The following is a 13190-nucleotide window of genomic DNA, read 5'->3' as shown; positions in this document are numbered from 1 at the left end:
ACTATAGTTGTTTTTTATAAAATTTTAGTTAGTATTCTATCTTCTGCTTTCCGAAACTTTAAAAAGAAAATATAAAGTTTTCTCCTGATGCAAAATATTGTAAGCAGGGAATTGATTATTACTCGGATTATAAGAAAGATTTTTGATGGATCGTATAATATCTTTTCACTCTTTCATAAAAGATATCAATCAAAAAAACTTCTAAAAGTATTCAAAACCAGCAGTTCATCACTTTCGGATAATCTCCCCACTTTTCCTTAAAACGTAATAGCTTATTATCCTATGCACTTTTCAACTTAAATATATTGGAAATAAACTTTCTCTCTAAAATTACATAAATAAAGAGCCTTACAAATTAAGCAATAGAAAAGATAAATCTCATTATAACAAAGGACAATAAGCCACCAAGGAGGCTTAAAACCGCAGCGACTTTATAGCCTTTACAGTCCTCTTTGTTGTTAGAAAAACACGCAAATGCTCTATTTTGAGATTTTTAAAAGCGTCCAAATTCACGATTCGGGCGCTCTCATACCATTTTTACATACCATTTTTAGCACGCATTTAAATTATTCAGCAACTGCTCCAGTTGTCATATTGGTCAACATAGCCTTAGTCATCTGATTATCGCTAGACTTACGCTGCTCGTCAACAATCAAATCATCACGAACTGCAGCAATACGGCGGATTTGAGCAATTGTACCACCTGTCCCTGCAGGAATAAGACGACCGACAATAACGTTCTCCTTAAGACCTTGCAAAGTATCAATTTTGCCGGAAACCGCGGCCTCCGTGAGCACCCTTGTTGTTTCCTGAAATGATGCTGCCGAAATAAAGGATGGTGTTTGAAGAGATGCTTTTGTAATTCCAAGAAGAATGGGAGTACCAGACGCAGGCCTCTTCCCTTCTGCAATCAAATTATCATTGATCTCATCAAGTTCAATACGATCAACATTGTCGCCTGGAATATAACCAGAATCTCCAGATTCAGTAATTTCAACTTTTTGCAACATTTGGCGAACAATCACTTCAATATGCTTGTCATTAATTAAAACACCTTGCAAACGATAAACTTCTTGAATTTCATTAACAAGATAAGATGCCAAAGCTTCAACACCCTTAATCGCCAAGATATCATGAGGAGCCGGATTACCATCAAGGATATAATCTCCTTTTTCAATTTGGTCACCTTCTTGAAAGTGAAACAACTTACCCTTTGGAATTAAATATTCTACTGGCTCAAGAGTTTCATCATTTGGTTCAATAATAATACGACGCTTATTCTTATAACCACGACCAAATCGAATTGTACCACTGACTTCAGCAATGATGGCGTGATCCTTTGGACGCCGCGCTTCAAAAAGCTCAGCCACACGCGGCAGACCACCGGTAATATCTTTTGTCTTGGCACTTTCCATTGGCAAGCGCGCAATAACATCACCGGCCTTAACGTGAGCACCAGGCTCAACAGAAAGAATAGTTTCCACTGACATCATGTAACGGACTTCACTACCCTTATACAATTTAGCAATGGTTTCACCTTTTTTGTCCGCATGGATGATAATGGCTGGTTTTAGATCTGCACCACGTGGATTAGCACGCCAATCAATCACCAAACGCTTCGTAATACCCGTAGATTCATCAGCTGTTTCAGTAACGGATAAACCATCAATCATATCTTCAAAGCCTACATAACCCTCAACTTCCGTTAGAATCGGACGAGTGTAGGGATCCCATTCTGCTATACGTTGGCCACGTTTAACCACATCACCATCATCAACAAAAATATGTGCACCATAGCTAACACGATGAACAACACGCTCTTTTCCAGACTCATCCTTGATAAGGATAGCCATATTACGTCCCATAACCACCAAATGACCTTCAGAATTGCGGACCACATTGCGATTGCGAATCTCTACCCTACCTTCATAAGAGGCTTCTAAATGAGAAGAATCAACAACCTGCGCTGTTCCTCCTAAGTGGAAAGTCCGCATAGTAAGCTGAGTTCCCGGTTCACCAATAGATTGAGCAGCAATAACACCAACAGCCTCACCCTGATTAACTGGTGTCCCACGTGCCAAATCACGACCATAGCATTTTGCACAAACACCAAGGCGTGTTTCACATGTCAAAGCAGAGCGGATTTGAACAGACTGAACTCCAGCTTCTTCAATTTTAGCAACATCGGCCTCCTCAATCATCGCTCCACCTTCAAGGATAACCTCTCCAGAGACTGGATGCAAAATATCAACAAGCGCTGTACGACCAAGAATTCTTTGCCCAAGAGACGCAACAATTTGTCCTGCATCAACAATCGGCTGCATCGTTAGACCTTTTGCAGTACCACAATCAACTGCTGAAATAATAGCATCCTGTGCAACATCAACAAGACGCCGAGTTAGATAACCAGAGTTTGCTGTTTTTAATGCAGTATCAGCCAGTCCTTTACGTGCACCATGGGTTGAATTGAAGTATTCGTTAACGTTTAGTCCTTCCTTAAAATTTGAAATAATTGGTGTTTCAATAATTTCACCCGATGGCTTTGCCATTAATCCACGCATACCAGCCAACTGTTTCATCTGATTAGACGAACCACGCGCACCAGAATGCGACATCATATAGATCGAGTTCATTGGCCGCTGACGTCCTGTTTTAGGATCAAATTCAACAGCCTGAATACGTTTCATCATTTCATCCGCAACGCGATCTGTACATTTACCCCAAGCATCTATGACTTTGTTATATTTTTCACCTTGCGTAATCAGACCATCATTATATTGCTGTTCATATTCTTTAGCCAAAGCTTCTGTTTCTGCAACTAAACGCGACTTACTATCAGGAATAACCATATCATCCTTGCCGAATGAAATTCCTGCACGACAAGCATAAGAAAAGCCAAGTTGCATAATACGGTCACAGAAAATAACTGTCTCTTTTTGCCCACAGTGCCTATAAACCTGATCAATCATTTTAGAAATATTCTTTTTAGTCATTTCTTGATTGATGATATCAAATGAGATATTGGGATTTTTGGGCAAAAGCTCTCCAATAATCAAACGACCAGGTGTTGTATCATAAATTTTTGCAACTTCTTTTCCATCCCTTCCCATATTTTTAACACGACCCTTGATCTTCGTGTGAAGAGTTACAACCTTATTTTCCAAGGCGTGATGAAGTTCACCTATATCGGAAAAAGCCATCCCTTCACCTGGTTCTTTTTCAGAGACAATCGAAAGATAATAAAGACCAAGAACCATATCCTGTGATGGAACAATAATTGGAGCACCATTGGCTGGATGAAGAATATTATTGGTCGACATCATCAAAACACGAGCTTCAAGCTGTGCTTCAAGAGAAAGCGGAATATGAACCGCCATTTGATCACCGTCAAAATCCGCATTAAAAGCAGTACACACTAAGGGGTGAAGTTGGATAGCCTTGCCTTCAATCAAAATAGGTTCAAAAGCCTGAATTCCCAAACGGTGCAATGTCGGAGCACGATTTAGCAAAACAGGATGCTCACGGATAACTTCATCCAAGATATCCCAAACCTCCGGATGCTCTTTTTTAACTAGCTTTTTTGCTTGTTTTACAGTTGATGAATATCCTTTTGCATCAAGCCGTGCATAAATAAATGGTTTAAATAATTCCAGAGCCATTTTTTTGGGAAGACCACATTGATGCAATTTCAATTCAGGACCTGTCACAATAACAGAACGCCCCGAGTAATCAACACGCTTTCCAAGTAAGTTTTGACGAAAACGCCCTTGCTTACCTTTTAGCATATCTGAAAGAGACTTTAATGGACGCTTATTTGCTCCAGTAATGACACGCCCACGCCGACCATTATCAAATAATGCATCAACAGCTTCTTGTACCATACGTTTCTCATTACGCACAATAATTCCAGGAGCACGCAATTCAACTAATCGCTTCAAACGGTTATTACGATTTATAACACGTCGATAAAGATCATTTAAATCCGACGTCGCAAAACGTCCACCATCAAGCGGAACCAATGGACGCAAATCTGGTGGAATAACTGGGATCGTCTTCATAATCATCCATTCTGGTTTATTGCCAGATTCAAGGAAACTTTCAACGATCTTAAGCCGCTTAATCAGCTTTTTCTGCTTTAACTCCGAAGTTGTCTCAGACAATTCGATACGCAAATCATTTGCGATTTTCTCTAATTCCAGGCCCGCTAGAAGCTCGTAAATAGCCTCAGCACCAATCATAGCTGTAAACTGGTCTTCCCCAAACTCATCAACAGCCAGCATATATTCTTCTTCAGAAAGAAGTTGATGGAGTTTAAGAGAGGTCAATCCTGGTTCTGTTACAATATAATTTTCAAAATAAAGAACCCGCTCAATATCTTTCAAAGTTAAATCTAAAAGTGTAGAAATGCGCCCTGGTAATGATTTAAGGAACCAAATATGCGCAACAGGTGCCGCAAGCTCAATATGCCCCATACGCTCACGGCGCACACGGGAAAGAGTAACCTCTACACCACATTTTTCACAGATAATTCCTTTATATTTCATGCGCTTATATTTACCGCATAGACACTCATAGTCCTTAATCGGACCAAATATACGTGCACAAAAAAGACCATCACGCTCTGGCTTAAAAGTCCTATAATTAATAGTCTCAGGCTTCTTGATCTCACCGTATGACCAGGACAAAATCTTCTCAGGACTCGCAATGGAAATACGAATAGAGTCAAATGTCTGCGCTGGCGCCTGAGGATTGAAAAGATTCATGACCTCGTGGTTCATGCCGTTCTCCTTCAAAGATTCTTAGAACCTCTTGTAACATCTTATTTTTATTACAGATCTTATTTAAAACTTACTTCTATTTTTAAAATTTTCTGTACTATCTTAATAGAAATTTCCTTCTTCAGCCCTTTAAGCCAATTAGAACGCACTTTTTCAAATGCGTTCTCTGGATTGTTAATCTGCTGTATCAGATAATGCCCGCCGTGCAATAAGGTCACGCGCATCATCAAGTTCTACATTAAGAGCAAGTGAACGCATTTCTTTTACCAACACATTAAAGCTCTCCGGTATACCCGCCTCAAATGTATCATCGCCACGCACGATTGCCTCATAAACTTTTGTTCGACCAGCCACATCATCCGATTTTACAGTCAACATCTCTTGTAAAGTATATGCAGCACCGTAGGCTTCAAGTGCCCAGACCTCCATTTCACCAAAACGTTGACCACCAAATTGTGCCTTACCACCTAATGGCTGCTGCGTAACTAGAGAATATGGTCCAATCGAACGTGCATGAATTTTATCATCAACAAGGTGATGTAATTTCAACATGTAAATATAACCCACTGTCACTGGACGATCAAAAGGCTCTCCAGTACGACCATCATAAAGCGTAACCTGCCCTGAACTATCTAAGCCCGCATCTTCCAGCATCATGTTGATATCAGCTTCGTGTGCTCCATCAAAAACAGGGGTCGCAATTGAAACACCTTTCCTCATCTGCAGCGCTAATTTGTAAAGACTTTCATTATCATATTTACGGACTGGTTCATTATGATCATTATCAGGTATAAAATTCTCTATACGCTGACGCAAAGGAAGTATATCGCCAGTCTCTTGATATAACTCTACCAAATCACCAATCTTCTTGCCCATACCAGCACAGGCCCAACCAAGATGGGTTTCAAGAATTTGTCCAACATTCATACGACTAGGCACACCAAGCGGATTCAAGACGATATCAGCATGGGTTCCATCTTCAAGAAACGGCATATCTTCTACTGGAAGAATACGTGACACAACCCCCTTATTACCATGACGTCCCGCCATCTTGTCACCTGGTTGAATTTTACGCTTCACCGCCACAAAAACCTTTACCATTTTCATGACACCAGGGGGCATCTCATCGCCTCTTTGGACCTTCTCAACTTTATCCATAAAGCGACGTTGCAACGCTTCTTTTGATTCATCATATTGCTTGCGTAAAGCCTCAATTTCACTTTGAAGCTTTTCATCCTCAACAGCAAATTGCCACCATTGTGAACGCGGGTAATTACCCATTATCATATTATCAAGTTCTTTACTGCTTGAAAAGCCTTTGGGTCCTTCTACAGCAACTTTACCTGTCAACATATCTGCAAGACGCGCATAAACATTGCGATCAAGAATCGACTGTTCATCATCGCGATCTTTAGCTAAACGTTCAATTTCCTCACGTTCAATTGCCATCGCACGTTCATCTTTTTCCACACCGTGACGGTTAAAAACACGAACTTCAACAACAGTCCCAAAAGTTCCAGGAGGCATGCGCATAGAAGTATCACGAACATCTGAAGCCTTTTCTCCAAAAATTGCACGCAAAAGCTTTTCTTCCGGTGTCATAGGACTTTCACCTTTTGGCGTAATCTTGCCAACTAAAATATCACCAGGCTGAACTTCCGCACCAATATAGATAATACCTGCTTCATCAAGATTCCTTAACGCTTCTTCTGCAACATTAGGAATATCACGCGTAATTTCTTCAGGCCCAAGCTTTGTATCACGTGCTGCAACTTCAAATTCCTCAATATGAATTGAAGTAAAAACATCATCGGCAACAATGCGCTCAGATAACAAAATGGAATCTTCGTAATTATATCCATTCCAAGGCATAAAAGCTACAAGAACATTCCGCCCAAGAGCTAAATCTCCAAGATCCGTAGACGGACCATCCGCGATAATATCCCCTTTCTCTATCCGATCACCAACATACACGAGAGGACGCTGATTAATACAAGTAGACTGATTAGAACGCTGAAACTTTTGTAAACGATAAATATCTACACCAGATTTTGAAGGATCTAAATCTTCTGTAGCACGAATAACAATACGCGTTGCATCGACTTGATCAACAATACCCCCACGCTTTGCACTAACGGCTGCACCTGAATCACGAGCAACAACTGATTCCATTCCCGTACCAACAAATGGCGCTTCAGCACGTACAAGCGGAACTGCCTGACGCTGCATGTTCGATCCCATCAACGCACGATTCGCATCATCATTTTCCAAAAATGGAATAAGAGCTGCTGCTACTGAAACCAACTGTTTTGGGGAAACATCCATCAAATCCACATGATCGCGCGGCGCCATCAAAACTTCGCCTGCATGACGACAAACGACAAATTCTTCTGTAAAGCGTCCCTCGGAATCCAGTGGAGAGTTGGCTTGAGCTACATAATGCTTTGATTCTTCCATAGCAGACAGATAAATAACTTCTGTTGTCACTTTACCATCAACAATTTTGCGACATGGACTTTCAATAAATCCATATTTATTAACTCGCGCAAATGTTGCTAAGGAATTAATCAAACCGATATTAGGACCTTCTGGTGTTTCAATTGGACAAATACGTCCATAATGTGTCGGATGTACGTCACGAACTTCAAAACCGGCGCGTTCACGAGTCAAACCACCCGGACCAAGAGCAGAAAGACGGCGTTTATGAGTAATTTCTGACAATGGATTGGTTTGGTCCATAAACTGTGATAACTGCGAAGACCCAAAAAACTCGCGAACTGCTGCTGCAGCAGGTTTTGCATTGATTAAATCCTGGGGCATGACTGTGTCAATTTCAACCGATGACATACGCTCTTTTATCGCACGCTCCATACGAAGTAAACCAATGCGGTATTGGTTTTCCATCAACTCCCCAACTGAGCGAACACGACGATTGCCAAGATTGTCGATATCATCAATTTCACCACGACCATCGCGCAATTCAACCAACATTTTAACAACAGCCAGAATATCTTCCTGACGCAAAATACGAACTGTGTCTGGACAATCAAGATCCATACGTAAATTCATCTTAACACGCCCAACAGCTGAAAGATCATAACGCTCTGGATCAAAAAATAACGAATGAAACATAGCTTCCGCTGTGTCCATTGTTGGTGGTTCACCTGGACGCATTACCCGATAAATGTCAAATAATGCATCCTGCCGACTTTCGTTTTTATCCACTTTTAGAGTATTACGGATATATGCCCCAACATTCATGTGATCAATATCAAGAATATTGATTTGATCAGCATTAACATCAAGTAAAATCTTCAATATTTTCTCATCAATTTCATCACCAGCTTCAAGGTAAATCTCACCTGTCTGATAATTGACGATATCTTCTGCTAAATAACACCCTAATAAATCATCCTCACTGACTTTAACCGCCTTGAGACCTTTCTCGGCTAAAGATTTTGCAATACGAACAGTTAGCTTTTTACCAGACTCGGCAACAACTTCACCACTATCTGCATCTATAAGATCAGAAACAAGCTTCATGCCTTTAAAGCGATCAACAGAATAAGGAGTACACCACCCATCTCCATCTCGCTCATAAGTAACTTTATTATAAAACGTTGACAAAATATCTGATGCATCCATGCCCAATGCCATCAAGAGACTCGTAACAGGAATCTTGCGTCGCCGATCAATACGGGCATAAATGATATCCTTAGCATCGAACTCAATATCAAGCCATGAACCGCGATAAGGAATAACACGAGCAGCAAAAAGAAACTTTCCCGATGAATGTGACTTTCCTTTATCATGGTCAAAAAAGACACCAGGAGAACGATGCATCTGTGAAACGATAACACGTTCTGTACCATTAACAATAAAGGTACCATTCGTTGTCATTAAAGGCATATCGCCCATATAAACGCCCTGCTCTTTAATATCTTTGATATCCTTCGAGCCAGTATCCTCATCAACATCAAAAACAATTAAACGTAAGATCACCTTTAATGGTGCAGCATAAGTCAAATCACGCTGACGACATTCTTCAACATCAAATTTTGGTAAATCAAACTCATAACCAACAAATTCGAGCATAGCTGTACCGGAAAAGTCCGAAATAGGAAATACCGATTTAAAAACAGCCTGCAAACCTTCATCTGGTCGTCCACCTTTTGGTTCCTCAACCATGAGAAACTGATCATATGACGCTTTTTGAACCTCAATAAGATTCGGCATCTCTGCAACTTCAGGAATCTTACCAAAAAATTTGCGTACACGCTTACGACCATTGAATTGAGACATCATCGCTAGGGTCTGAGCCATCGTTGCTCCTTGATCTTTACTCTTCAAGGTAGACTAAACCTTGAAAGCTTTATGTCATTAACCTGCACACGCAGACCAGTTTCACTTGATACCCTAAATTGGGTACCACCAACTTGTTCCACTAACACAAGCCACCCATTTACGTGACTCAAAGAGGAGGGAACTAGGAGTAAAACCTATACCCATCACAGCTACTAGTCTGCTAGGAAAAGGCTCTTACTGATCATCTCCCTTCTTTTCAAAAGAAAGGAAATTGGCGAACATAAATGCTCGCCAATAAAACAAAATTTACTTAAGTTCAACTTTAGCACCAGCAGCTTCAAGTTGAGATTTAATTTTTTCTGCTTCATCTTTAGAAGCACCTTCTTTGATAGGTTTAGGCGCCCCCTCAACCAAATCTTTAGCTTCTTTAAGACCAAGTCCTGTAAGAGCGCGAACTTCCTTGATAACATTAATTTTTTGCGCACCACCTTCAACAAGAATAACATCAAACTCTGTTTTTTCTTCAGCAGCTGGAGCAGCAACACCAGCAACAGCAGCTACAGCCACAGGAGCAGCAGCCGAAACCCCCCATTTTTCTTCCAACAACTTAGAGAGCTCCGCAGCTTCCAAAAGGGTTAAGTTAGAAAGGTCCTCTACGATCTTCACTAGATCAGCCATTTTAAAATTCCTTCAATTAAAAGATTTGAACCATTATTTAAAATTATTCAAAAAAACAAAAAAGCACCAAAGCTCTTTCATAAGCATGAATACAAAACAGTCTTAAGCCGCCTTATCCTCCCGGGCATATGCTCCAATGACACGTGCAATCTGACCACCAGGTGCATTAACAACCTGTGCGATACGGGCTGCAGGGGTAGAAATCATACCTACAAGTTTTGCCCGCAACTCGTTTAGTGAAGGTAATGAAGCCAATGACTTCACAGCATCTACACTCAAACTTGTCGCACCCATTGAACCACCCAGGATAACAAATTTGTCATTGCTTTTCGCAAAATCAACAACAACTTTCGGTGCTGTAATTGGATCTTCCGAATAAGCAATAAGTGTTTGCCCAGTAAACAAATTTACTATCGATTCAGATTCTGTGCCCTGAAGAGCGATTTTAGCAAGACGGTTTTTGGCGACTTTAACAGCACCGCCAGCTTCACTCATTTTCGAACGAAGATCGTTCATCTGCGAAACTGTCAGACCGGAATAATGTGCAACAATAACAGAACCAGACTTTCGAAAAGCCTCGTTAAGCCATGTAACAAATTCGCGTTTTTCCGCTTTATTCACTGTCTCTCTCCATTTAATAGATTTGTTTAAAACAAATCTATTGGTTACCTTTGATAACATAAAATACCTTATGCTACCGATGAGGATCCTGTCCCCTTTTCACGCACAGCGATCAAAGGCAACCCTGGTTCAAACCCTTTAAGTCTTTAACTCTCAGTTTTTTCCAGTCTCATGCGGGTCTTTTTCGATTAAGGTACCCAAATAGCACCACCCACAATCTCGGACAGGATATTCCGGAATTTCTTCCGGTATAACCTAAGCTCGATAGAACTTAGATAACTCAATGTCGATAAAAATCGACACTCTAAATACAATTTTGATATTTGCACACCCTAAAACAAAATTATAAAACTACTCAGACCTACTCTGAACGAACCGTTGCAGGATCTACTTTAACCCCAATCCCCATAGTTGAGGAAACTGCAACACGCTTAATATATTCACCCTTTGCACCTTGTGGTTTAGCTTTAATAACAGCACCAGCAAAAGCTTTAATATTCTCCACTATCTTCTCAACTCCAAAAGAAGCTTTACCGATACCAGCATGTACAATACCAGCTTTTTCAACACGAAACTCAACAGCACCACCTTTAGAAGCTTTGACAGCACTAGAAACATCAAGGGTCACAGTACCAACTTTTGGATTTGGCATCAAACTCCGTGGACCAAGAATCTTACCAAGACGACCAACAAGAGGCATCATATCCGGCGTTGCAATACAACGATCAAAATTAATCATACCACCATTAATGCTTTCAAATAAATCTTCAGCTCCCACAACATCAGCACCAGCAGCTTTAGCTTCTTCAGCCTTATCCCCACGTGCAAAAACGGCAACACGAATATTCCGCCCTGTTCCATTAGGCAAATGAGCAACACCGCGAACCATTTGGTCTGCGTGACGAGGATCAACACCTAAATTCATTGAAATTTCAATCGTTTCATCAAATTTAGCAACTGCACGCTCTTTAACCATCGAAACTGCATCTTTTAAAGCGTAAAGCTCATGAAAATTAATATCTTTGCGAATATTTTTTATTCTCTTTGCTGTTTTTGCCATAATGTTAGCCCACCACTTCCAAGCCCATAGAGCGAGCAGAACCTTCAACCATGCGCATCGCCGACTCAATGTCATTTGCATTAAGATCCTTCATCTTTGCTTCTGCAATTGAACGAACTTTATCACGAGAGATGCTTCCCACAGAGACTTTACCAGGCTCCTTTGAACCAGATTTCAAATTCGCTTCCTTCTTCAAGAAAAACGACACAGGAGGCGTCTTTAAAGAAAAGGTGAAAGACTTATCTTGGTAATAAGTAATAACCACTGGAATCGGTGCACCCTTCTCCATTTCCTGCGTAGCTGCATTAAACGCTTTACAGAATTCCATAATATTAATACCACGCTGACCGAGAGCCGGACCAATCGGTGGAGACGGGGTAGCAGCTCCGGCAGGAACCTGCAATTTAAGCTGACCTATACTTTTTTTTGCCATAACAATCTGCCTTCAATTTCACTGGTATGCTGACAAATCATTTTGCCTGCAACCCGCTGCAGTCGAGTGGTTCGGATTATCAAGCCGACAAAAGCCTATAAACCCTCCCACCAGTTACTTAAAGTGATTAAAATCACCTTAAGTTTAATCAGAGTTTTTCAACCTGACCAAACTCCAAATCAACAGGCGTAGGACGCCCAAAAATTAGCACCTCTACCTTAAGGCGAGAACGCTCTTCTTCAACCTCTTGAACAACCCCATTAAACGAAACAAAAGGACCATCAGCAACGCGAACTTGCTCTCCAACTTCAAACAACACAGAAGATTTTGGAGTCTCAACCCCCTCTTGGACTTGTTTAAGAATTTGCTCCACTTCCCAATCCGAAATGGGAATAGGATGCGAATCTGACCCCAAAAAACCTGTCACTTTAGGAGTATTCTTAATGAGATGATAAACCTCATCCGTTAACTCAGCACGAACAAGAACATAACCAGGAAAAAACTTCCTCTCAGTATCAACCTTACGTCCACGACGAACTTCAATAACACGTTCAGTCGGAACAAAAATCTTTTCAAAAAGATGATCAAGCCCTTTTTGCTTGGACTCTTTCTCAATAGCTTCCGCCACCTTTTTTTCAAAATTTGAGTATGCTTGAACAATATACCAACGAGCAGCCACAGTCACACTTCCTTGCACTATCAACTAAAAAGATATTTCAGAAGATCAATACCCCGCCAAACACTAAAATGCATAACCTGATCCACAACAAAAAAGAAAGCTGAAGCCAACACTGTTATTAATAATACCATAACTGTAGAAATCACCGTTTCACGGCGTGTAGGCCACTTCACCTTAACTGTTTCTGCATAAACCTGCTTTAAAAAGGTAATTGGATTGGTTTTAGATGCCATTAGTCACACTCTACCTTTCTTATCTTATTGTGGGTTATACAACAAAATAAATACAAAAAAAACACGAAAAAATAACCTTCAGCCTTATGCAGCTTCCTCATTCTCTCTTTCAATACCGATTCATATACAAAAAAACAAGCCCCACACAAAAAAGCGAAAAAGTGAGTTAAAAAACACCTCCTCACAACTAAAAACATACCCTTTTGGCAGGGGCAGCAGGACTTGAACCCGCGACCTGCGGTTTTGGAGACCGCCGCTCTACCAACTGAGCTATACCCCTAACTCTCAAATTATATCCTTAATATCCCTCAACAACCATTATTTACTCAATAATCTTAGAAACGATACCGGCACCAACAGTACGACCACCTTCACGAATAGCAAAACGAAGCTTCTCTTCCAT

At 40.7% G+C, this 13190-nt stretch carries 9 protein-coding genes and 1 tRNA gene; all 10 read right to left on the bottom strand.

The genetic code is table 11. The annotated features are described in order from the left end of the window. Window positions 1-566: 566 nt before the first annotated feature. The gene (gene rpoC / locus HNQ69_RS05170) at window positions 567-4778 is read right to left on the bottom strand and encodes a DNA-directed RNA polymerase subunit beta' (RefSeq protein WP_183229003.1); all 4212 of its coding nucleotides are present in this window, start codon (window positions 4776-4778) and stop codon (window positions 567-569) included. A gap of 174 nt (window positions 4779-4952) precedes the next feature. Next, entirely contained in the window at window positions 4953-9101 is a 4149-nt protein-coding gene (gene rpoB / locus HNQ69_RS05165) for a DNA-directed RNA polymerase subunit beta (RefSeq protein WP_183229002.1), read from the bottom strand. A 288-nt stretch (window positions 9102-9389) separates the two neighbouring features. Next, on the bottom strand, window positions 9390-9761 hold the full coding sequence (rplL, locus tag HNQ69_RS05160; protein WP_183229001.1) for a 50S ribosomal protein L7/L12: 372 nt from the start codon (window positions 9759-9761) through the stop codon (window positions 9390-9392). Between the two features lie 102 nt (window positions 9762-9863). After that, window positions 9864-10382: a 50S ribosomal protein L10 gene (gene rplJ, locus HNQ69_RS05155; protein WP_183229000.1), complete on the bottom strand. Its 519-nt coding sequence runs from the start codon at window positions 10380-10382 to the stop codon at window positions 9864-9866. A 361-nt stretch (window positions 10383-10743) separates the two neighbouring features. After that, window positions 10744-11442 carry a 50S ribosomal protein L1 gene (rplA, locus tag HNQ69_RS05150; protein ID WP_183228999.1) on the bottom strand — a complete coding sequence of 233 codons (699 nt, stop codon included), beginning with the start codon at window positions 11440-11442 and terminating at the stop codon, window positions 10744-10746. 4 nt (window positions 11443-11446) lie between these two features. After that, on the bottom strand, window positions 11447-11875 hold the full coding sequence (rplK, locus tag HNQ69_RS05145; protein ID WP_183228998.1) for a 50S ribosomal protein L11: 429 nt from the start codon (window positions 11873-11875) through the stop codon (window positions 11447-11449). A gap of 148 nt (window positions 11876-12023) precedes the next feature. Continuing rightward, complete coding sequence (gene nusG, locus HNQ69_RS05140; RefSeq protein WP_183228997.1) at window positions 12024-12554, bottom strand: transcription termination/antitermination protein NusG; 531 nt, start codon at window positions 12552-12554, stop codon at window positions 12024-12026. A gap of 20 nt (window positions 12555-12574) precedes the next feature. Further along, window positions 12575-12787, bottom strand: a complete 213-nt coding sequence (gene secE / locus HNQ69_RS05135; RefSeq protein WP_183228996.1) for a preprotein translocase subunit SecE — start codon at window positions 12785-12787, stop codon at window positions 12575-12577. Between the two features lie 204 nt (window positions 12788-12991). Further along, window positions 12992-13067, bottom strand: a tRNA-Trp gene (locus HNQ69_RS05130). Between the two features lie 42 nt (window positions 13068-13109). Next, window positions 13110-13190, bottom strand: an 81-nt coding sequence (locus HNQ69_RS05125) for an EF-Tu C-terminal domain-related protein (RefSeq protein ID WP_006589354.1), incomplete at its 5' end; no start/stop codon positions are given.

This window comes from Bartonella callosciuri, assembly GCF_014203215.1.
In the GTDB taxonomy this organism is placed as follows: Bacteria; Pseudomonadota; Alphaproteobacteria; order Rhizobiales; family Rhizobiaceae; genus Bartonella; species Bartonella callosciuri.
This window is presented reverse-complemented; position numbering and strand designations above follow the sequence as displayed.

Bases quoted from the DNA above. Each gene is read 5' to 3' on its own strand.
- rpoC (WP_183229003.1), bottom strand. From the start codon at position 4,778: ATGAACCACGAGGTCATGAATCTTTTCAATCCTCAGGCGCCAGCGCAG.
- rpoB (WP_183229002.1), bottom strand. From the start codon at position 9,101: ATGGCTCAGACCCTAGCGATGATGTCTCAATTCAATGGTCGTAAGCGT.
- rplL (WP_183229001.1), bottom strand. From the start codon at position 9,761: ATGGCTGATCTAGTGAAGATCGTAGAGGACCTTTCTAACTTAACCCTT.
- rplA (WP_183228999.1), bottom strand. From the start codon at position 11,442: ATGGCAAAAACAGCAAAGAGAATAAAAAATATTCGCAAAGATATTAAT.
- rplK (WP_183228998.1), bottom strand. From the start codon at position 11,875: ATGGCAAAAAAAAGTATAGGTCAGCTTAAATTGCAGGTTCCTGCCGGA.
- secE (WP_183228996.1), bottom strand. From the start codon at position 12,787: ATGGCATCTAAAACCAATCCAATTACCTTTTTAAAGCAGGTTTATGCA.